Genomic DNA, 21808 nt, shown 5'->3' on the forward strand with positions numbered 1-21808 from the left:
ATGGACGGGCGTTGGGAGGTGCCTCAGGAGGAGATCCTGTGGGCGTTGGGGTCGATGTGTGCACTGCACCGCCGTCCGTTTTCAGCTGAACTGGTGGCGAAGGACTTCCCGCCACCCTGCACGACGCAGACGCTGGTGGCCGCGGCCCGGGCGCTGTCGTTCCGCATCAAGCCGTTCAAGGTCAAGCCCGCCAAGGTCGAGCGCATGGCGCTGCCGCTGGTCGTCGCGCTGAAGTCGGTCGAACCTGAGGAGGGCCAGCCCCGGCCACCGCTGCTGGCCATCGTGACGGCGGCGCAGGACGGGCAGGTCGTCTTCTTCGCCGCAGGCCAGAACGCCCCCGGACTGCCACCGTCGACGAGTTCGCCGCGGTGGCCGAAGGCACCGGCTGGATGCTGGCGCCGCAGGGCGATGCCGTCGACGATCCCGACACGCCGGCGGCCGGTCGCCGCTTCGGATTCGGCTGGTTCGCGCCGGAGCTGATGAAGCACGGCAAGGTCTGGCGCGACGTGCTGCTGGCCTCGCTCGCGTTGCAGCTGATCGCACTGGCCACGCCGCTGTTCACGCAGGCCATCATCGACAAGGTCGTCGTCCACCGGACGCAGAGCACGCTGATCGCCGTGGGCATCGCGATGCTGATCTTCACCATCTTCACCAGCCTGCTCACCTGGGTGCGGCAGTACCTCGTGCTGCACACCGGCAACCGTGTCGACGCGGTGCTGGGCGCCGCGGTCTGGGACCACCTGCTCAAGCTGCCGCTGCGTTACTTCGAAAGCCGCCCGACGGGCGTCGTCGCGGCGCGCATGCACGGCGTGGAAAGCATCCGCGAATTCATCTCCGGCGCGGCGGTCTCGCTGATCCTGGACTTCCCGTTCCTGCTGATCTGCCTGGGCGTGATGTTCTGGTACAGCGTGACGCTGACGGCGATCGTGCTCGCGATGCTGCTGGTGGTGGGCATCGTCAGCGCGGTCGTGGCGCCGATCTTCCAGAAGCAGCTCAACGAGCAGTTCCTGATGAGCGCGCGCAACCAGGCTTTCGTGACGGAGCACATCGCCGGTTTCGAGACGGTGAAGGCGCTGCAGATGGAACCGCAGCTCAAGCGGCGCTACGCCGACTACCTCGCGGCCTTCCTGCAGTCGGGGTTCCAGACCAAGCAGATCGGCAACACCTACAACGTCTTCGCCAACACGATGGACCAGGCGCAGACGCTGCTGGTGCTGATGGTCGGCGCGTACACGGTGATGAACGAGCCCTCGTTCACCATCGGCATGCTGGTGGCGTTCCAGATGTTCGCCGGCAAGCTGAGCCAGCCGGTGCTGCGCATCGTCGGGCTGTGGAGCCAGTTCCAGCAGGCGAGCCTGTCGGTGAAGCGGCTCGGCGACCTGATGAACGCGCCGGTGGAGCCGTACAGCCTGATCCCCAAGCGGATGACCGACGGCAAGGGCCGCATCGAGGTCGAGGGGCTGGGCTTCCGTTATGCGGAGGACCGGCCGCTGCTGTACCAGAACCTCGCGCTGACGATTGAGCCCGGCAAGGCGGTGGCGATCATGGGCGCGTCGGGGACGGGCAAGAGCACGCTGGCCAAGCTGATGCTGGGCTTCTACCAGCCGACGGCGGGCAGCATCCGCGTCGACGGGGTGGACGTGCGGCACATGGCGGCGAATGAGCTGCGCAGCTACTTCGGCGTGGTGCCGCAGGAGACGATGCTGTTCAGCGGGACGATCTACGCGAACCTGGTGGCGGGCAATCCGGCGGCGTCGATGGAGCAGGCGGTGCAGGCCTGCAAGATGGCCGGGATCCACGCGGTGATCGAGGGTCTGCCGCAGGGGTATCAGACCGAGGTCGGTGAGCGCGGCGTGGGCCTGTCGGGCGGACAGAAGCAGCGGCTCGCGATTGCGCGGGCGCTGCTCAAGCGGCCGCGCGTGCTGATCTTCGACGAGGCGACGTCGGCGTTGGACCAGGACACGGCGGAGGGATTCGCGAAGACGGTCAATGGGCTCAAGGGCAAGGTGACGATGCTGTTCATCACCCATGCGATGCCCAAGGCGCTGCAGATCGACGAGGTGCTGCAGCTGGGCAAGGATGGGCTGCAGAAGCTCTCGCGCGTGCCGACCCCGCCGCCGCGCACGGCGCCGGCTGTGACGACCTTCGGAGCGAACTGATGAGCCGCGCCTTCAAGCGCAATTTCCTGCAGCACGCGCTGGCCGTGCGGCGCTGGTGCGAGCGCCACGGCGCGAGTGGCGGCATCGATCCGTTCAGCATGTCGATGGACCTGGCGCTGGGCGGGAAGCAGGTGCGATTCCGTCCGCAGTTCGTCGTGGAGCCGGTGCCGGGGCAGATCGGTTTCGTGCCGATGCTCGATACGGGCGTCGCGGGCTTCGTCGGCTGGTTCCCTTACGGCGGGAAGGCGTGGCCGATCTCGCAGGACAAGCTGGTCTTCAAGCAGTTCGCGCGGGACGCGGGGCTGCGGGTGCCGATGGCGGGACTCGATGCGACGGGGATCCGCGGGCCCTACATCGTGAAGCGGCGGAAATCGACGCTCGGTCGTGGTCTGCGCGGACCGTATCCGGCGGGACACGCGCCGGCGCTGGTCGAGGACGAGTACTGGGAGCAGTTCGTTCCCGGGAAGATGCTGAAGGCGTGGTTCTGGGACGCCGAACCCGTCGTGGTCGAGGTGATCGACCTGCCGACGGTGCGCGGCGACGGCGTGAAGACGATGCGCCGGTTGATCGAGGACCAGCTGCCGCCCGGGGCGCCGTTCCCGGAGGACGTGGACGGCCTCGCGGCCTGGCAAGGCCTGACCCTCGACAGCGTGCTGGCGGCGCAGCGCTCGGTGATTGCGGACTACCGCTACATGTCGCTGCTCAATCCGGCGACGGCGAGCGACCACGACGTGCGCGAGCGCATCCGAGGCACCTCGCTGGAAGCGCAGTTGCGCGAGGCGGGGGAGCGCTGCTGGATGGCGATCCCGCAGGAGATCCGCGACGGCACGATGTTCTCGATCGATGGCATGGTCGATCCGGAGGGGAACGTCTGGTTCCTGGAGACGAATTGCAATCCCCAGCTGCATCCGGCGGTGTACGCCGCGATGCTGGATGGGGTGTTTGGTATTGAAGACAGTGGAGGTCGAAAGTGAAGCAGTTGATGGGTTGGCTCAAGGTGGCGGTGGCGGTGGCCGTGGTGACTGCGATGTCGGGTTGCGCGAGCGGTCCGGCTTTCACTGCGGTGGAGTCGGCGCCGACGGGACAGGGGCAGGTCTATCTGTACCGCACCTGGCAGTTCCAGGGCAGCGCGGCCGTCCTGAAGATCAGCCAGGACGAGGTGCAGACGGACAAGACGCTTCCGAATGCCTCGTGGCAGCGTCTCGTGGTGGGCCCGGGCCGGCACACGTTCGGGCTGAAGGAATACCTCAACTCGATGTCGTGCGCAGGCGCGCAGGTGGACATCGCCGCCGGACAGACGGTGTTCCTCGGCGTCGATTTCACGTTCGTGACAACGGTGGGCACGCAGACCTATTCGGTGTGCAAGCTGACGCAGCGAGATGAGCCGTCGGCCTTGAAGGACATCGCCGGTCTCAAGCGGTCCGACTGAGCTACGGGAGCAGACAGTGCCAATCAAGTTCGCAACGCTGGAAGACGTGCCAGGGCTCGTCGAGATGGCTCGGCGCATGCACGCGCTGACGCGGTTCCGCACGTTCGAGTTCAACGAACAGCGAATCACGAGGACCTTCCAGGAAGTCATTGAGAAGGGCAAAGACCGCTACGCGTTCTTCGCTGCGATCGGCAGCGAAGGCCAGGTGGTTGGAGGGTTGATAGGCGTGCTGGAACGGCACATCTTCTCGGATCAACTCACGGCGAGCGTGATGCATATCGATGTGGTGCCGGAGGCACGAATGGGGGATACGGACCCCGTTTGCTGCGGGGATTCGAGAAGTGGGCTCGTAATCGTGATGCTGTCGAAATCACCTTCGGCGTGAACAGCGGCGTCGATACGGAAGCGGTCGACCGATTTGCGCGGCGAATGAATTATTCCCATGTTGGTGGTAACTATTTTCTTCGGCTATCTCACATGATTCCGCTGGACCAAAGTTCCGCACATCAGCGATGTCTCGCAGAAAGCTGAGGAGTCAATTAGATGAATCTGCTGCCCTCAGTATTTTGTGTCCTCTTCGCAATGCCGGTATTTTCTGCGGCCCAGGAGGTGGGAAGTTCCCCGGAGAAAGCCGGATCGATTCGTGGAATGGTCGAGCGTATTGCGAATATTTCTCGTGATAAACCCCCTGCGTTCGAAGACCTTCAAAAGGCTCTTCTATTGCGCTTCACATTGATAAGTTCGAACGCTGCTGATCGCACGTATCGAGCGGACGTTGCAAGCGAAGAATCATTGACGCGTGTCGAAATTCATGAGTTCTTTGATGGACCTGGTCGAATTAAACGTTTGGAAGTGGTTTTTGATCTTGAGAACGTGGCGCCGTGGAACGCCGATGTTCTGCCAAGCAAGCGGAATGAAGGGCGATGCTTGGGAACTGAGGCCTTCAGCGCTGAATCTTTGCCCGGCTGGTCGTTGGTGACTGATCCCTCACCGTTCTCCGCAAGGGAAACAATTTTTCGCCGTGTTTCAGGCGGCGTTCAAAATCTGTCGACCCTTCCAAAGGATATTCCCGGGGTCTTTCGATGTGTCAATATGATCAGCTTTTCGGTTGATTTTAATAAAAAAGTGATGGAGGAATAATGGCGATCGCGAATTTTACAGGCAATGAAGCTGTCTTTGCTTTTCCGGCGTTTTATGTCAAGAATGATGCGCAGTTTCAAGTTTTCTTGAGGGTCATCAATTCGTCTGACTATATGAAGCAGGCGGTGCTTGATTTTGCAGCGCGCGGCGGTCATTTTGTTAGTACCACGGACGCGACGGAGGGTATTGATACCGGAGGCATTTATTATTCTCGTACTGCGAACACTATTAATCTGCAGGATGAGTATTTTCGTTCGAAAGGGGTGTCGCAAGACCCCACTTGGGATGCGAAGTTGAGCTTCAACTGGATGATTGCAGTAATTGGGCATGAATTGGGTCATGCGGCCAATAGTAATGTCCTTGATCAAAAGGAATCTTCGCTGCTCACCAGTTATGTGAGAGGAAATCTTTCTTCGGATCAGTTGAATCAATACCTTTCTCAGTATTCGGACGCCCACCTTCAGGATGAGGCGTTTGCTAATATCTGGGGGTATAATGCAATGGTGTCCGCCGGTATACCGAAGGATCAAGTGTCACATTTGCTGCGGGACGATATGTTTCGGGCGCTGGCGACCTTGGATGCCTCCGGAAATATGCTGCTGTCGTCGGATGCCGACAGGGCGAAGCTGGAGAGGGGGGCGCAATTCAAGCTTCTCTTTCGCCGACGACCGCACCTTCGTCGTTCTATCGTGAGTATTACATCCAAAGTCAGTTGGATTATTTCTCCGATATGCGCAGGAATCCCAGCGATCCGAAGAGTCCTGTCTTGTTCTCAAAGCAGATCGTCAATATTCCGGGATTCGACCTGGATTCATTCTTGGCACTTGGCCCGTTGAAGGTTCCTGTAAGAATTGCGGATCCCAATGTTCCGGGGGCTTTTACCGAGGTTTCCAATGGCAGATTCCAAGACAGCGGTGCGACGGATGCCCCTCCTGACTCGCTGAAACGTTGGACAGATGGCCGGAATGTTGTCGAGGTTCGCACGACGTGGCAATTCGCCAGCAAGAACCCCTACGTTCCCTGGGTTCGTACCAAGACGGCCGTCGTGGTTTCGAATGGACAGGTCCTCTATATTGAAGATTTTGACGGGCTTGGTTTGACCAAGGACGAGATTTCGCGTCTCCAGTCCGGCGATCCCGCGGTGATTTCTAAGCTCGCCCCTGGGCACAATGGCGTATTTTTGGCGCAACGAGATGACTCGGGATCTATCCTTTACGAGGATGGGAATGGCGTTGCGCAATCCATTCCGCAGAATGATTTGAAGCCGTTGGCCACTCTGACCCGCGTCAATCCCGCCGCAACACTCGCAAACATGACGACGCTGGACGGCGCTGATCGCGCCGCCCAAACCGCGTGGGAAGAGACGTTTACCGGGCTGGGCGTAGGCAATAGCTGGCTTCGGAAAAATGAAGATGGGTCGATAGATCTCGTTTCCTCTGCTGGCGACAAAATCGGGGAAGTCAAGACAAGCGATTTCGGCAACACCTTGACCGTAGCTGTCGGAAGCTTGGTCAAGACCATTTCGGTACAAAGCAATGGTGACCGAAAGATCGTGACGACGACTGCGGACGGCAAGGTGATCGAAACCGCCGAGACAACGACGGAAGGCGCCGGCCGGGTGACACGCTACTTCGACGGGTCCCAAGCGTTGACCAAGACCGCCGTGGAGACTCGCGCTGGAGACGGCACATCGACCCGGGACATCAGCTACGCAGATGGTTCCACCGTCAGCAGTACGATCGACAAGGATCGTCGTCTGATAGCCGTCACAGGCAAGAACGCGCCCCTCGATGCGCTGGGCACCGCCATTTCGGACATCAACAATCTCGTCACCGCGATCAAACGTGGCGACCCGGTACCTATCCTTTCCAGCGGGCTGACGCTGATCAACAATCAGGTCAACCCGTTCATCAAGGATCCGGCGGGCGGCGGCACTCAGGCAATCAATAACCAGCCGCTTTTCACTACCACGGCCGTTGCCGGCGCAGTCAACAGCCTCTACGGCCTCTACAACGTCTTCGCCAACGGCGGTTCGACACTCCAGAAGCTGAGCGCCACCGCCGGCGCATTGGTGTCCGTCAACAACGCCGCGAATGCCATCGCCAGTCAGGCGACTGGAGACCTCGCAACCAAGGCGCTGGGCGAAACGGTCAATGGCGCCGCCAGCGCGATCGGCAAGGCCCTGCCGTGGATCAGCGTTGCTGCCTCGCTCCAGCAGGGTGACTACAAGGGTGCCGCCGTGGGCATTGCCTCGGCCATGGGCGTGCCCTACATCGGCTGGGCCTATGCGGCCTACATGCTGGTGTCTTCCATCCTCCACGAGGAACCGGATGCCTGGGGCCAAGCGCGCTTCAAATTCGGCAGCGGCACCGACGTCACCTTGGACACGACCGGCTACGGCATCGGCTTGAACAAGGTCAACCTGCTGATGAGTGGCAACGGCCTCGCACCGACCGACCCCAACTATTTCGGTGGCCTCCTGGGCTACCTGAACGGAATCGTCGACCAGGCCAACCAGGCCGCGCCGGACATGTTGGTCGGCATCATTCCGCAGCGTCTGCCGAAGCTGAGCTGGAATGAGTCGCGTCGCAGCGATCCGGGCTTCTCCGTGGCTGACATCGATCCGATGACCGGCGAGATGCGCTTCCCCAACCTGCGCTACGACGACACCTATCGCATCGTCAACGGTGACGCCACCGATCCGGACCAGCGCCCCGACCTGTTCAACCGCCTCGTCCAAAGCGCGCTGAACCGCCAGGCCATCGCGCCGATGTGGGAGGTCAACACCGCCCGCATGCAGCAGGATTACGGCAATCCGGAGGCGGGCCTGACCGAGGAGGAACGCGCTGCCCGCCACGGCTGGTCCGCGACCACGGATGCCGCCGGCAAGAAGAACCCGGGCAAGTTCCGCCCGGTCGTGCTCGACCTTGACGGCGACGGCATCATCTCGACGACGTCCAAGGACGCGAGCGGCGTGAGCTTCGATTGGGACGGCAGCGGCTACCTGAAGAACACCGCCTGGATCAAGGGCTCGGAGGGCATCCTCGTCCTCGACCGCAACCTCAACGGCATCGCCGACAGCGGCAGCGAGCTGTTCAGCAACAGCAACGTGATCGACGATGCCAAGGGCGTGCGCAGCATGCGCTGGGTCGACGCCAATGGCGACGGCGTCATCGACGCCAACGATCCCGTCTATCAGGCGCTGCGCGTCTGGCGTGACACCAACCAGGATGGCCGTCAGGACGGCAACGAGACCTTCGGTCTGGCCGAGCTCGGCATCACGCGTCTGGACTACAACAACAACCGCTTCACCAAGAACGGCACCGACTACGCGCTCAAGAGCCAGGACCTCGACGCCAGCACCGACGGCATGGCCGTGTCGGTGGTCAATGGCGGCATCCAGATCGACTACTCCAACGGCAAGAGCACCCTGCTGGTGACGCAGGTCATCGACATGGGCGGTGGCTCCGGTCAAGGCACGGACTTCACCGCGCGCGATGACTTCGTCGACTCCTGGGAGGACGGCGTCTCGCCTGGCAACGACCTGGCCCATCCGCGCCAGCAACAGCCGACCGATCACCAGCCGATCGGCATCGCGTTCGGGCTGCTGCTCGACAACGACTTCAACAAGGGGTCGCACGACGGCCTGACCATCACGGCAGTTTCCGACGCCACGCATGGCACCGTGAGCATCAACCGGGACGCCGGCACGGTCGATTTCCTGCCGGACCACAACTACGTCGGGGACGCGTCCTTCACCTACACGGTGACCGACGCGCAGGGCCGGACGCGCACCGCCCTCGTCAAGGTGGCCCTGAAGCCGGTCAACGACGCGCCCGTGGTGTCGGATCCGGTCATGGACGAGCTGCCCATCTACGGCTACACGTCGTTGGCGACACGCGAGCAGAACATGCAAGGCGGCGAGGATGCGCCCGACTTCGTGCTCGCGCTGCACAGCGGCCAGGGGCTGCCGATGTATTCGCCCTATCAGACGGTCATGGGCCGTCCGATCCTCCGCGACGAGGCCTGGGTCGGCTACGGTGACCCGGTGGACACCGGCATCACGGTGGGGTACTTCGCCTCCGAGTTCGCGAAATTCGTGCACATGTACGGCGGCGGAGAAGACGGCGTCCGTGGCATGACGATGAAGATCGACGGCGCCGAGTTCATGATCGACGGTGACCCGCCGCTGGCGTATCACGGCACGCCCATCGGGACCGAGAAGTCCAACGACGGACGGATCATCGCCACCAACGCGGATGGCACGCCGGGCAACTTCCGGTTCGAGATGATCGACAAGCCCAAGTATGGCGAGGTCACGGTAGATCGGAACACCGGACGATTCGTGTACACGGGCAATCGCTACGTCGAGTTGAACGTGGAGGGCGGGCTGGTGGGTGAGAACCGCCTGACCGACGAGCACTTCCGCAACGAGGAACGGACAGAAGACGCGTTCTACGTGAAGGTGATCGACCAGAACGATTCGACCGGTCAGACCTTCACCACCCAGAAGGTGACCGTCACCCACTTCGGACCACTCCCCGGCGGGGAGTACACCAGCGGTGGCAAGAAGCCGATCGCGATCGACCTGAACGGCGACGGCTTCCACTTCAAGGACGTCGACGATTCCAACGTCTTCTTCGACGTCAACGGCGACGGCTGGAAGCGCCGGATGGCCTGGAACAACGGCAGCGACGGGTTCATCGCCTTCGACAAGAACGGCGACGGCAAGATCGCCGACTTCGACGAGATCTCGTTCGTGCCGTACAAGGCCGGCGCGCAGTCCGACCTTGAAGGCCTCGCCGCCTTCGACACGAACCACGACGGAAAATTCTCGGCTGCGGATGAGAAGTGGTCGTCGTTCGGTGTCTGGCAGGACGCGAACGAGAACGGCATCACCGATGCCGGCGAGTTCCGCTCGCTCGACAGCCTCGGGATCAATGCGATCCAGCTGGGGAGCGACGGCCGCTTCCAGGTGATCGACGGCCAGTCGGTACACGGCGTCGGCAGCGCGACGCGCACCGACGGCGGCTCCTATGCGCTGGCCGACGTGACGCTGCGCTACCGCAATGAGACCCAGGGTCAGACCGACCAGGGCCAGACCGTTACCGCGCCGGTCGCGCCGTTCGCCTCCGGCCAGACCTTCAACGGCACGGAAGGCGCGGACCTGGTGTTCGGCACTGCCGGCTCCGACCAGTACCACATGGGTGCGGGCAACGACGTCGTCAGCGACGGCGACGGCGATGACGCCGTCGAGGCCGGCGACGGCAATGACATTGTCATGACGGGCGCCGGCAACGACTACGTCGACGGCGGCAACGGCAACGACCAGATCTTCACCGACGTGGGAGACGACGTCGTCCTCGCCGGCAATGGTGACGACTTCGTCACCGCCGGCGACGGCAACGACATCGTGTTCGGCGGCGAAGGCCAGGACATGCTCTCCGGCGGCAACGGCAACGACCTGCTGTCCGGCGACCAGGGTGATGACCAGCTCTTCGGTGAAAGCGGTCGCGATGTGCTTTTCGGCATGGATGGCGACGACCAGCTGTTCGGCGGAGAGAACGACGACCAACTCGACGGCGGCGCGGGCAACGACCTGCTCGACGGTGGCACCGGCGCGGATGTGATGATCGGCGGCGCGGGTAACGACCGCTACGCCGTCGACAACGTCGGCGACGTGGTCACCGAGGCGGAGAACGGAGGCTACGACTCCGTCACGGTGGACAACCTCGCCGACTACACGCTGGGCGCCAACGTCGAAGCCCTCGTGCTCGGCAAGAACGCGATGAACGGCACCGGCAACGCGCTCGACAACGCGTTGTGGGGCAACGATGCGGCGAACCGGCTCGACGGCCGTGAAGGCGCCGACACGATGGCCGGCGGCGCGGGCGACGATACCTATGTCGTCGACAACGCCGGCGATCAGGTCGTGGAGTACGCGAACAAGGGCAACGACACCGTCCTGTCCTCTATCGACTACACGCTTGGCGCCAACGTCGAGAACCTCGTGCTCTCCGGCAACGCGGTGAAGGGCACCGGCAACCAGCAGGACAACCGCATCACCGGCAACGACATGGACAACGTCCTGGCCGGCGGTGGCGGTCGCGACACGCTGATCGGAGGACGCGGGAACGACCACTACGTCGTCGACGGCGCGGACGACGTGATCGTGGAGCAGTACGGCGAAGGCGTCGACAGCGTCGAGTCGTCGGTCAGCTATACCCTGGGTGCCAACATCGAGAACCTGACGTTGACCGGCACGGGCAACCTGGATGGCATCGGCAATGCCGGCAACAACGTGATCATCGGCACGTCGGGTAACAACCGGATCGACGGCGGCGCTGGCGCCGACACGCTCATCGGCGGCGAAGGCGACGACACCTACATCGTCGACAACGTCGGCGACGTCGTCGTCGAGCTGGCGGGCGAAGGCCACGACACCGTCGAATCCAGCGTGGACTACACGCTGGCCGACGGCCTCGAGGACCTGCGCCTGAAGCTCGGCGCCCACGTGGGCATCGGCAACGCCGCGGACAACGTCATCGAAGGCCTGGCGATGGACGGTTCCGATCATGGCGACGACGGACGTGTGACGATGCGCGGCGAAGGCGGCAACGACACGCTGATCTCCAACCTGGGCGGCGACCGCATGATCGGCGGCACCGGGGACGACACCTACGTCATCAACAAGCTCGGCTTCGACGGCGAGATCATCGAGGCGGCGGACGAGGGCATCGACACGGTGCGCTCCTACGCCAACATCGAGCTCAGCGCCAACGTCGAGAACCTGACGCTGCTCGGCTACGCCGATCGCGGCGTCGGCAACGAGCTCGCCAACGTCATCATCGCCGCCGAACACGGCAGCCAGATCTTCGGTCTCGCGGGCGACGACACGCTGGTCGGCAATGCGGGCGACGACCTGCTGGACGGCGGCACCGGCGCGGACCTGATGTCCGGCGGCGGCGGCGACGACCGGTACGTCGTCGACGACGCCGGCGACGTGGTCGTCGAGGAAGCGGGCGGAGGCGGCAACGCCGAGACCCAGCGGGTCATCGACGGCATCAAGAGCAGCTGGTCGTGGCTGCCCGGCGGCGCCGGCATCGTCGACGCGGTGGTCGACTACGTGCGCGCGCGTCCGGGGCAGGAGATCGTCTGGTCCGACATGATCACGGACATCGAGCAGCAGGGTGTCGGCGATACCTGGATCCTGATGCTGTATGCGTCGCAGTTCCAGCCGCTGCTGACGCTGGATTACGCCAGCGGCGGCACCGGCGGCGGCAACGACACCGTCACCGCGTCGATCGACTACACGCTGACGGACAACGTCGAGAACCTGATCCTGGCGGGCAGTGCCGACCTGAGCGGCACCGGCAACGCGCTGGACAACGAGCTCATCGGGAACGCAGGCAACAACCGCCTGGATGGCGGCGCGGGCGCTGACCTGATGGCCGGCGGCCGTGGCGACGACGTCTACATCGTCGACAACGCGGGCGACCGCATCGTCGAAGGCGTTGCGGGCGATCGGCCCTGGAGCGAGGGCCTGCGTCTCGCCACCGAGGAGCTCAAGCGCCTGGCCGGCGACGATGGCTGGTCGGGCAACATCGACGGCGCGATGGCGCAGGTCGATGCGGCCCTGACCGCCGCGGCGGCGGAAGGCGTGACCGATGTCTTCGCCGTGAACCTCTCCGGCATCGTCAGGGAGATGGTCTTCAGCGAAGCGCAACTCGCGAACAAGGTCCGTTCGCTGCTCTGGGATCGCCTGTCGATGGTGGCGCCGGAGGGCGGCACCGACGGTGGCCATGACGTCGTGTACGCCTCGGTCAACTTTGAGGCCGGCCTCGGCATCGAGGATGTCGTGCTCACCGGCGACGCGATCAGCGCCACCGGCAATGCGCTCGACAACCGGCTCACCGGCAACGCGATGGACAACGAGCTGACCGGCGGCGATGGCAACGACCACCTGTTCGGCGGCGAGGGCAACGATCTGATCATCGGCGGCACCGGCAACGACACGCTCGTCGGCGGCACCGGAGACGACGTCTTCGCCTGGGCCGACGGCGACGGCTTCGATGTCGTGACCGACGAGTCGGGCCAGGATGTGCTCAGCTTCGGCGAAGGCCTGACCGCCGACTCCTTCGACTACGTCACCGAGGAGATCGACGGCCAGCAGCGCACCACGCTGATCCGCCTGGACGCCGAAGGCCACGCCACCGCGGAGGGCGTCCAGCTGAACGGCAGCGCCGCCACCGGCTTCGAGATCGAGGAGATCCGCTTCGCCGACGGCACGACGCGGAGCGTGCAGGACCTGCTCGCCGCGATCGACACGCGCAAGCAGCCGATCGACGACGGCAGCCAGGACTTCGTCGGCACCGACGGCGACGACACCTTCTACCTGAGCGACGCGCCGCGCGGCGTCATCAACCGCTACCACGGCGGCGGCGGCACCGACACCATCCTCGGCGGCTGGGGCTACGACTACCTCAACGTGGCGCCCGACCTCGGCAATCTGCAGTCGATCGAGGTGCTCGACGGCGTCGGCTCGGACTTCCGCAGCAACTTCATCTGGGGCACGGACGGCGCGGACCGCTGGGACTTCAGCGGCATGACGGTGCGCAACTTCGTGATGGCGTCCGGCGCCGGCGACGACACCATCATCGGCACGGCCGGCGACGACATGATCGAAGGCGGCAAGGGCACCGACGACCTGTCCGGCGGTGACGGCAACGACACCTTCATCCTCACGGCCGGGGACGACGGCGTCGACCGCTACGACGGCGGGTCCGGCGACAACCGGATCTACGCCGACTGGGGCTACAACGTGCTGCGTGTGAGCTCGACCCTGGATTCGCTGCGCAACATCCAGCGCATCGAGAGTGTCGACAACAACTTCGGCGCCGCGCGCATCGTGGCCACCGACGGCGACGACACGCTGGACTTCACCGGCATCCTGGTCAGGAACTTCATGATCGACGCCGGCGACGGCAACGACGTGGTGATCGGCGGCGACGGCGACGAGTGGATCCGCGGCGGCAAGGGCGCGGACATCCTCTCCGGCGGCGCGGGGAACGACACCTTCCTGCTCACGCCGGGGGACTATGAGGTCGACCACTTCGACGGCGGCCTGGGCAGCAACCGCATCTTCGCGGACTGGGGCACCACCGTGCTGCGCGTCGGCTCGACGCTGGCGTCGGTGCAGAACATCCAGAAGATCGAGGGCGTGGAGACCACCCTCGGCGCGGCGCGCATCGTCTCGACCGACGGCGACGACACGCTGGACTTCAGCGGCATCACGGTGAAGAACTTCCTGATCGATACCGGCGACGGCAACGACGTGGTGATCGGCGGCGACGGCGACGACTGGATCCGAGGCGGCAAGGGCAGCGACGTCCTGTCGGGCGGCGCAGGCGACGACATGTTCGTCCTCACGGCCGGCGACGAGGGCGTGGACCGCTACGACGGCGGCTCCGGCACGAACCGCATCTTTGCCGACTGGGGCTACAACGTGCTGCGCGTGAGTTCGACCATGGACTCGCTGCGCAACATCCAGCGCATCGAGAGCGTGGACGCCAACTTCGGCGCGGCGCGCATCGTCGCCACCGACGGCGACGACACGCTGGACTTCACCGGCATCTCGCTGAAGAACTTCATGATCGACACCGGCGACGGGGACGACGTGGTGACGGGCAGCGCGGACGCCGACACGATCCGCGGCGGCAAGGGGCGCGATACCTTGTCGGGTGGCGGCGGCGACGACCTGTACCTCTGGCAGAAGGGCGACGGCGACGACCACATCAGCGACACGGCCGGCGACAACACGCTGGACCTGGGCAGCTACCTCGATCCGGCGGGCGTCACCGTGGCGACCACCGAGACCGGCTGGCAGCTGCAGGTGCGTCACGACGGACAGATGTCGCTGCTGACGATCGACCGCTACCAGGCGTCGACGATGAAGGTGCGGATCGATTCGAACACCTGGTCCATCGACAGCCTGCCCGCGGGGGACTATGTCACGCCGTGGGACGCGTCGGGCGGCGCCGCGATGGCCAAGGGGGCGGGCTGGGCCAGCATGGACGCGGGCGACAGCCAGCGTCTGGAATCCGACCACGCGACCACCGGGCTGATCGGCGGAGGATCGTCGCCGCGACGCTCGACGACGCTCTGATCGGACGACCCCAACCGGACAGACGCGATCCGGCAATACCTGGCACCTGCGCGTGCCACCCGGCGGCGCCCTCGGGCGCCGCCCTTCAAGGATTCACATGACTCAAGTTCCTCCCAACGTTCCCGGCGAAGCCGACATGGCCACGGCCCGGCGCGAGCTGGCCAAACTGCCGCTGCTGGGCCCGGTGGCCTGGCTGCTGGCGCGCGACCAGCAGCGCCGCTTCAACTTCTTCGCCGACATCGACTGGCGCTACACGCCGCCGCTGGTGCTGGACCAGTGCAAGCTCTACAACCGCTCCGACATCCCGTGGGCGTTCGTGAGCTGGGCCTGGGTGGACGAGGCCGTGGACCAGCGCCTGCGCGGCGGCATGCCGACGATCGCGCCCCACGAGTGGAAGTCCGGTCCGCACCTGTGGTTCATCGACGTGCTCGCCCCTTTCGGCGGCGCCACGGAGGCGGCCCAGCAGGCGCTGCAGGAGATCGCCGGCGCGACGAAGGCGAACTTCTGGTTGACCGAGGCCGACGGCCGTCCGCGCCTGACGGAGGTCGGTCATGGCGGCTGAGGCGGCGACGCCGGGGCGCCTGATCGCCCTGGCGCCGGAGGCGCTGGACTTCGCGCCGGACCTGCTCGCGCTGCAGGAGCGGCCGCCGTCACGCATGCCGCGCACGATCGCGGTGACGCTGGTGACGCTGGTCCTGCTCCTGCTGGGCTGGGCCTGCTTCTTCCAACTGGACATCGTGGCCAGCGCGGAAGGCCGGCTGGTGCCGCTGACCTTCACCAAGGTCGTGCAGCCGGCCGATGCCGGCGTGGTGGCGGAGATCCTCGTGGCCGACGGCCAGGCCGTGCAGGCCGGCCAGCTGCTGATGCGCATGGATGAGCGCCTGTCGACGGCCGACACCACGGCGCTGAAGAAGGACGTCGCGCTGCGCCGCCTGACGCTGCGCCGCATCGATGCGGAGATGTCCGACCGCCCGATGCTGCCTGGCAAGGGCGATCCCGTCGAACTCTATGCGCAGGTCGAAGGACAGTTCCGCGCGCGCCGGCAGGCCTACCAGGACTCGGTCGCGCAGGAGACCGAGGCGATGAACAAGGCACGCGCCGACCTGCTCGCGGCGCAGCAGGTGCTGTCGAAGTTGAGCCAGACCTTGCCGAGCTACCGCCAGTCGGCGGACGCCTATCGCAAGCTGGTGCAAGAGGGGTTCGTCGGCGAGCTCGCGGCCAACGAGAAGACGCGCGAGGCGATCGAGAAGGAGCAGGACCTCAAGACGCAGGCGGCGACGGTGGCGAGCCTGAACGCGACGATCGCGCAGTCCGAGAAGCGGCTGGCGGCGCTGCGTTCGCAGTACCGCTCGCAGCTCGAGAACGAACGCATGGAGACCGTGGCGCTGCTCAACCGCAGCGACCAGGAGCTGGAGAAGTCCAACGTCAAGGCGGGGCTGCTGGACATCCGCGCGCCGACCTCGGGCGTGGTGAAGGACCTTGCCACGACGACCCAGGGCGCGGTCGTGCAGGCCGGCGCGGTGCTGATGAACATCGTGCCGAAGGAGGAGCCGCTGCAGGCGGAGGTCCTCCTGAAGAACGAGGACGTGGGCTTCACCGCGAACGGTCAGAAGGTCAAGGTGAAGGTCGGCGCCTACTCGTTCCAGAAGTACGGCCTGATGGACGGCGAGGTGGCCATGATCAGCCCCGACGCGACCGATCCGAAGCAGCAGGTGCAGGGCCAGCCGGCGTTGACCTATCGCGCGATCGTCCGTTTGAAGGACACGGCACTGGTCGATCCCCGCTCCGGGGAACGCTATCCGTTGAACGCCGGCATGCTGGTCACCGCCGAGATCCATCAGGGCCGGCGCACGGTGATGGAGTACCTGCTGTCGCCGGTGCAGAAGGTGGTGCAGGAGTCCGCGCGGGAGCGGTGATCGGCGGCCGGCGGCCGTCGAGGCTCAGGGCGCCAGCACGTACAGCGACGACATCGTCGCCAGCTGCTCCGGTGTCATCGCCGCATAGCGCCACTGCAGCGGCAGCGACTTCGCCAGCTGCCGCGTCGGCTCGTGGACCTTGTCCTGCTCGAGGAGCAGGCGGTAACCGGCCAGCGCGAACAGCGGCGGATATTCGTGATGCCGCAGCCGGTTCTCGCCTTCGCGCGTCAGCCGGTTGATCCACGCGTGCTTGCGCTCCGGCCAGGTCAGGAAGTTGATCTTGCTGATGGACTTGTCCGCGTGCTCCAGGTGGTCCGAGTGATCCACCAGATGCACCATGCGGGCGCGCGCGGAGAGCTTCGGCCGCAGGGACTTCAGCAGCTGCACCAGCACGTCCGGCGGAATGTGCTCCAGCACCGTCCGCGAGGTGACGAGATCGATCGACCCGTCCGCCAGGGCGTTCACGTCGAACGGCGCGAGGTAGGTGAGCGGCAGGTCTTGCCGCGTCCGGATCTCGCGCAGCCGTTGCTCGGAGGGATCGACCCGGCGCAGGAAGTCCAGCGTCGCGGCGAAGCTGACGTCGTCCAGGTGCGGGTTGAGGTCGGACATGTAGACCTGCCTCGCGCCCTGCAGGCACTGCAGGACGGGGATGGTCGGGAACCAGCCGGTGCCGATCTCCAGTACCGTGGCGCCCTCGATCGAGCCCCCGTGTGCGCCAGCGCCGCCCGCATCTGCGACCAGTTCTTCAACGTGTCGCGCAGGTTGTCGGGATCGGGCTGATAACCCAGCAGCCTTCGTTTGATGCCGCGCAGCGTCTGACCGAACGGCAGCCGCGCGAGGACGGCCTGTCGGCCCACCTTCAATCGCCAGTCCATCGTGTCCCTGCCTCCGCTGGTCCAATGACTGAACGATTCTGACCCATCAGCCGCCGGGTGCTTGCCCGGGGTTCCGCGCGGTGACGCCGAAGCGCCGTGCCGCCGCCTTCAGATGCGAGCGCACGACCAGCACATGCCCCGGCAGGATCAGCGCGAGGTAGAACCGGCCCAGCCGGTTGTGGCAGTTCACGACGGTCGTCGCCACCGCTTCGCGGCGCGTCGATCCCTCGACGCGGCGGATCAGGATCGACAGCTTGAAATCCAGGTGCTGGTCCTGCTCGCCGAAGAGGGCCTCATGTCGCGAGGAGGAGAGCACGCGGAAGATGTCGACATGCTCGACCCCGATCTCGTCGAGGTGGTGGCGCATCGCCGCGGAGGTCTTCAGCCCGAAGGGCTTCACCGCGGCGTCGCGGATCGCGAGCAGGGCGCGGAACCACCACGGCGGATCGGCCAGCGTCGCGCGGGCCAGCGTCATCGCATCGTCGGGCGCGTCGTCCGCGAGCGTGACGGCGAAGGCGTCGGCCAGGTTCGCGCCGGCGTAGGTCGGCGCGAGCTGGCTGTCGGTCGGAGGGGCAACGCGGCGGACGAGTGACATCCGCCGCATTGCATCACGACTTCGCGACCTCATGCCCTGTCGGACCGGAGGTCGCGCGGGATCACGACTTCGTGATCTTCACCGAACGCAGGTTCCAGCCCGGGCCGTTGGCCTTGACCGCGATCTGCTGCTGGCCGGCCGGCAGCGTCACGCGGTGCGAGATGGTCGTCCAGTTCTGCCAGCCGCCCGTCGAGGGCACGCCCAGCGAGCCGTACACCGGCGCGCCGCCGGCCATCTCCAGCTGCAGGCTGCCGCCGCCGTTCTGGCTGGCGACGCGGTACTCGACCGTGTAGGTCCCGCCCTGCGGCAGGTTGAGGTTCCACACCGCCCAGTCGCCGGTATCGATCCAGCCGAGGTTCTGTCCGCCTTCGGTGGACGCCTCGAGCTGCATGCCCGACTGCAGCGCGAAGTTGGCCGCCTGCAGCGTCGTCGAGAACGCCGTGCCGGCATCCTTCTTGTAGACGCGCACGTAGTCCACGTACATCTTCGCGGGCAGCTTGCTCTCGTCGATGTTCCACTGCGGCCAGTTGCCGCCCACCGCCAGGTTCAGCAGCAGGAAGAAGTCGCGATGGAATTCCTCGGTGCTGTTGACGCTGTTGGTGATATCGGCGACGTGGAACTGACGGCCGTCGACGAACCAGCGGATGGCCTTCTCGTCCCATTCCACGGCGTAGATGTGATAGTCCGCGACGTTGTTGCCGGTGTGGCCGCCGTAGGACGCGTGGCCGCCGTCCGGACCCTGCCAGTGGATGGTGCCGTGGATGTCCGAATCGGCATTCACGTGTTCCATGATGTCGATCTCGCCCGACGCGGGCCAGCCGACCGAGTTGATGTTGCTGCCCAGCATCCAGAACGCGGGCCACATGCCGGAGCTCGACGGCGCCTTGATGCGCGCCTCGATGCGGCCGTACTTGAATTGCGCCAGGCCTTGCGTGGTCATGCGCGCCGACGTGTAGCGCATGCCGCCGAAGTCCTCGCGCTTGGCGGTGATGACGAGCTGGCCGTTCTCGATGGTCGCGTTCTCGCGCCGGTAGTACTGCAGCTCGTTGTTGCCCCAGCCGCCCGAGCCGGTGCCGGTCTCGAACCGCCATTGCGGGCCGATGCCGTTGGTGAATTCGTCCTGCCAGACGAGTTGCCAGTTTTGTGCCTGTGCCGCGACACCCGTCAGGGTGAGCGCGACCGCGGCGAGCGATCGAATCCAGCGTGTCATGGAATCTCCTCAGAACCAGTGGTGGAGGAGACGCGCGCGACGCATCGGCGGCGTCTCCTGGTGGCCCGGTCGCGAAGGACCGGCGTCGACGCCCGAGATCGGAAGTAAGCCAACGGGGCCGCTGGCAGGTCGACGATCACTCGCCGACGCGCCGCCGCCTCTCGGTCGCCACTATGTGAAAGCGCTTTCAGTTCGTCTTGCGGGAAAACCCTCGGAACTTCGCTTCGTTGGTGACAAGCGGTTGTCGAGCGCGACGGCGCGGGGGAGGAGGTATCGAGATGTCGGCAGATGTGGGCGCCGGACACAGGTGCTCAGGCCCGTGCCGTGCCCGGACCGTGCCCGGACGGTGCGTCAGCGCGGTTCGTGGGCCGGCCGCGGGGCCTCGGCCAGGATGCGCTCCAGCGCGTCGAGGTCGACCGGCTTGACGAGGTGGTCATCGACCCCGGCCTCGCGTGAGCGCTGGTAGTCCTCCTCCTGACCCCAGCCGCTGACGGCGACGAGCCGCACGCGCTGGCCTTCCGGCCGGGCCCGGACGTGGCGGGCGAACTCGTGGCCGTCCATGCCGGGCATGCCGATGTCGAGCAGGACGATGTCCGGCGCGAAGTCGTCCATCGCGGCCAGGGCGGTGAGGCCGTCGTGCACCGCGCGCACGTCCATGCCGATCATGTCGAGCAGCAGCCGCAGGCTGTCGGCGACGTCCACGTTGTCGTCGACGACGAGCACCCGGCGCCGCGCCAGCGACTGAGGCGCAGCCGGCGTGCGCATGGCGAGGCCGGCGCCCGCCGGGGCCAGCGGCAGCCGGACCGTGAAGACGCTGCCGTGTCCAGGGCCGTCGCTCGCGGCGTCGACGCTGCCGCCGTGCAGCGTGACCAGGCTGCGGACCAGCGTCAGGCCGATGCCGAGGCCGCCCTGCGCGCGCTGGTAGCTGCGCTCGGCCTGGGTGAACAGGTCGAAGACCCGCGTCAGCATATCGCGCGGGATGCCGGTGCCGTTGTCCTCGACGGTCACGAGCGCGTCGTCGCCCTGGCGGAACGCGGCGACGCGGATGCGTCCGCCGTTGTCGGTGTACTTCGCCGCGTTGTTGAGCAGGTTCGCGATCACCTGGGACAGGCGCACCGCGTCGGCGTCGACGATCAGCGGATCGCCCGGCAGCTCGATCGCGAGCCGGTGATGCGCGGCGTCGATCAGCGGCTTGCTCGTCTCGATCGCGCTCTGCAACACCGTGGCGAGGTCCACGCGTTCCCGGCGCAGATCGATCTTGCCGCCGGTGATGCGCGAGACCTCCAGCAGGTCGTCGACCAGACGCACCATGTGGTCGACCTGCCGCTGCAGCATCGGCAGCACCTGGTCGGCGGGGGCGCAATCGGCGCCGGCCAGCCGCAGGATGTGCAGCCCGGTGCGGATGGGCGCGAGCGGGTTGCGCAGTTCGTGGGCGAGCATCGCGAGGAACTCGTCCTTGCGGCGATCGGCCTCGCGCAGCGCGATCTCGTGGCGGCGGCGGTCCGAGATGTCGTGGAAGAGCACGGCGACCTGCCGGTCCTCGGGATCGCCGATGCGGAAGGCGTAGACGTCGTAGTACTTGCCGAGGGAGTCGGCGGGGAACTCGAAGCGCTCGGACACGCCGGTCATCGCGATGCGGCCGTAGATCTCGTACCACTCCGACTCATGGGCGGGCGAGATCGACGTCATCGTGCGGCCTACCGCGTCGTGGATGCCGGTCTGCCGCTCGAAGGCCTTGTTCACCTCGACGAAGAGGTAGTCGCAGCCGTGGCCGTCGGCGTCGAAGAGGACACGGATGATGCAGTAGCCCTCGTCGATGGAATCGAACAGCGTGCGGTAGCGCAGCTCGCTGACCTGCAGGGCCTGCTCCGCGAGGCGGCGTTGGGTGATGTCGCTGGCGGAGCCGACCCATTCGGCGACGATGCCCTGGCGGTCGAGGACCGGGATCGCGCGCGAGTGCGTCCAGCCGACGCTGCCGTCGACCCGGATGACGCGATGCTCGAGGTCGAAGACGCTGCCGGTGGCGATGGACCGGTCGACCGCGGCGCGCACCGCGATGCGGTCTTCGGCGGGGATGTAGTCGTCGAGCCAGGCCCGGCTGGGCTCGTCGGTGTCACGGATGAATTCGCGGCCGCGCAGATGCCGCATCTCCGTCCAGTCGGGGTTCATCCGGTAGACCACGTCCGACGTGGCGCTGGCGAAGGCCCGGAAACGTTCCTCGCTGTCGTGGAGGGCGGCTTCGACCTCGGCCAGGCGCGTCTTCGTCTGCTGCAGTTCGGCGTCGAGGGCGGGCGATGGCATGGTGATGAGCGGCGAGGG

At 65.7% G+C, this 21808-nt stretch carries 14 protein-coding genes; 10 read left to right on the top strand and 4 right to left on the bottom strand.

Annotation, left to right across the window (positions count from 1 at the left end; genetic code table 11):
* From ACQ859_RS07900 to ACQ859_RS07945, 10 genes are all read left to right on the top strand, one after another.
* A complete protein-coding gene (locus tag ACQ859_RS07900; RefSeq protein WP_431265318.1) occupies positions 1 to 480 on the top strand; it encodes a hypothetical protein in 480 nt (159 codons plus the stop codon).
* Positions 369 to 2159 (top strand): peptidase domain-containing ABC transporter, encoded by a 1791-nt coding sequence (locus ACQ859_RS07905; protein WP_431265319.1) that lies wholly within the window; start codon positions 369 to 371, stop codon positions 2157 to 2159. Before ACQ859_RS07900 ends, ACQ859_RS07905 begins: the two co-directional genes overlap by 112 nt.
* A complete protein-coding gene (locus ACQ859_RS07910; RefSeq protein WP_431265320.1) occupies positions 2159 to 3133 on the top strand; it encodes a hypothetical protein in 975 nt (324 codons plus the stop codon). The genes ACQ859_RS07905 and ACQ859_RS07910 overlap by 1 nt, the downstream gene beginning before the upstream one ends.
* Entirely contained in the window at positions 3130 to 3588 is a 459-nt protein-coding gene (locus tag ACQ859_RS07915; protein WP_431265321.1) for a hypothetical protein, read from the top strand. Before ACQ859_RS07910 ends, ACQ859_RS07915 begins: the two co-directional genes overlap by 4 nt.
* A 16-nt stretch (positions 3589 to 3604) precedes the next feature.
* Complete coding sequence (locus tag ACQ859_RS07920) at positions 3605 to 3973, top strand: hypothetical protein (RefSeq protein ID WP_431265322.1); 369 nt, start codon at positions 3605 to 3607, stop codon at positions 3971 to 3973.
* A 158-nt stretch (positions 3974 to 4131) separates the two neighbouring features.
* Positions 4132 to 4728 (top strand): hypothetical protein, encoded by a 597-nt coding sequence (locus tag ACQ859_RS07925; RefSeq protein WP_431265323.1) that lies wholly within the window; start codon positions 4132 to 4134, stop codon positions 4726 to 4728.
* Positions 4728 to 5564 (top strand): hypothetical protein, encoded by an 837-nt coding sequence (locus ACQ859_RS07930; RefSeq protein WP_431265324.1) that lies wholly within the window; start codon positions 4728 to 4730, stop codon positions 5562 to 5564. The genes ACQ859_RS07925 and ACQ859_RS07930 overlap by 1 nt, the downstream gene beginning before the upstream one ends.
* Positions 5495 to 14893, top strand: coding sequence for an Ig-like domain-containing protein (locus tag ACQ859_RS07935; protein WP_431265325.1), 9399 nt, complete (start codon positions 5495 to 5497; stop codon positions 14891 to 14893). The genes ACQ859_RS07930 and ACQ859_RS07935 overlap by 70 nt, the downstream gene beginning before the upstream one ends.
* Positions 14894 to 14990: 97 nt before the next feature.
* The gene (locus ACQ859_RS07940) at positions 14991 to 15455 is read left to right on the top strand and encodes a toxin-activating lysine-acyltransferase (RefSeq protein WP_431265326.1); all 465 of its coding nucleotides are present in this window, start codon (positions 14991 to 14993) and stop codon (positions 15453 to 15455) included.
* Entirely contained in the window at positions 15445 to 16809 is a 1365-nt protein-coding gene (locus ACQ859_RS07945; protein WP_431265327.1) for an HlyD family type I secretion periplasmic adaptor subunit, read from the top strand. Before ACQ859_RS07940 ends, ACQ859_RS07945 begins: the two co-directional genes overlap by 11 nt.
* Before the next feature lie 24 nt (positions 16810 to 16833).
* Here ACQ859_RS07945 and ACQ859_RS07950 read toward each other — a convergent pair whose 3' ends face one another.
* The 4 genes from ACQ859_RS07950 to ACQ859_RS07965 all read right to left on the bottom strand — a co-directional run bounded on the left by ACQ859_RS07950 (position 16834) and on the right by ACQ859_RS07965 (position 21790).
* Complete coding sequence (locus ACQ859_RS07950) at positions 16834 to 17418, bottom strand: class I SAM-dependent methyltransferase (protein WP_431265328.1); 585 nt, start codon at positions 17416 to 17418, stop codon at positions 16834 to 16836.
* Positions 17419 to 17730: 312 nt separating this feature from the next.
* On the bottom strand, positions 17731 to 18279 hold the full coding sequence (locus ACQ859_RS07955) for a DUF2867 domain-containing protein (protein ID WP_431265329.1): 549 nt from the start codon (positions 18277 to 18279) through the stop codon (positions 17731 to 17733).
* Between the two features lie 61 nt (positions 18280 to 18340).
* On the bottom strand, positions 18341 to 19489 hold the full coding sequence (locus ACQ859_RS07960) for a carbohydrate-binding protein (RefSeq protein ID WP_431265330.1): 1149 nt from the start codon (positions 19487 to 19489) through the stop codon (positions 18341 to 18343).
* 351 nt (positions 19490 to 19840) lie between these two features.
* Positions 19841 to 21790 carry a hybrid sensor histidine kinase/response regulator gene (locus ACQ859_RS07965; protein WP_431265331.1) on the bottom strand — a complete coding sequence of 650 codons (1950 nt, stop codon included), beginning with the start codon at positions 21788 to 21790 and terminating at the stop codon, positions 19841 to 19843.
* Between the last annotated feature and the right edge of the window lie 18 nt (positions 21791 to 21808).

The organism is Roseateles chitinivorans (genome assembly GCF_050632235.1).
GTDB lineage: Bacteria > Pseudomonadota > Gammaproteobacteria > Burkholderiales > Burkholderiaceae_C > Roseateles > Roseateles chitinivorans_A.

Coding starts and splice junctions, on each gene's coding strand:
- ACQ859_RS07955 (WP_431265329.1), bottom strand. CDS start 18,279: ATGTCACTCGTCCGCCGCGTTGCCCCTCCGACCGACAGCCAGCTCGCG.
- ACQ859_RS07940 (WP_431265326.1), top strand. CDS start 14,991: ATGACTCAAGTTCCTCCCAACGTTCCCGGCGAAGCCGACATGGCCACG.
- ACQ859_RS07945 (WP_431265327.1), top strand. CDS start 15,445: ATGGCGGCTGAGGCGGCGACGCCGGGGCGCCTGATCGCCCTGGCGCCG.
- ACQ859_RS07910 (WP_431265320.1), top strand. CDS start 2,159: ATGAGCCGCGCCTTCAAGCGCAATTTCCTGCAGCACGCGCTGGCCGTG.
- ACQ859_RS07900 (WP_431265318.1), top strand. CDS start 1: ATGGACGGGCGTTGGGAGGTGCCTCAGGAGGAGATCCTGTGGGCGTTG.
- ACQ859_RS07965 (WP_431265331.1), bottom strand. CDS start 21,790: ATGCCATCGCCCGCCCTCGACGCCGAACTGCAGCAGACGAAGACGCGC.
- ACQ859_RS07960 (WP_431265330.1), bottom strand. CDS start 19,489: ATGACACGCTGGATTCGATCGCTCGCCGCGGTCGCGCTCACCCTGACG.
- ACQ859_RS07950 (WP_431265328.1), bottom strand. CDS start 17,418: ATGTCCGACCTCAACCCGCACCTGGACGACGTCAGCTTCGCCGCGACG.
- ACQ859_RS07930 (WP_431265324.1), top strand. CDS start 4,728: ATGGCGATCGCGAATTTTACAGGCAATGAAGCTGTCTTTGCTTTTCCG.
- ACQ859_RS07925 (WP_431265323.1), top strand. CDS start 4,132: ATGAATCTGCTGCCCTCAGTATTTTGTGTCCTCTTCGCAATGCCGGTA.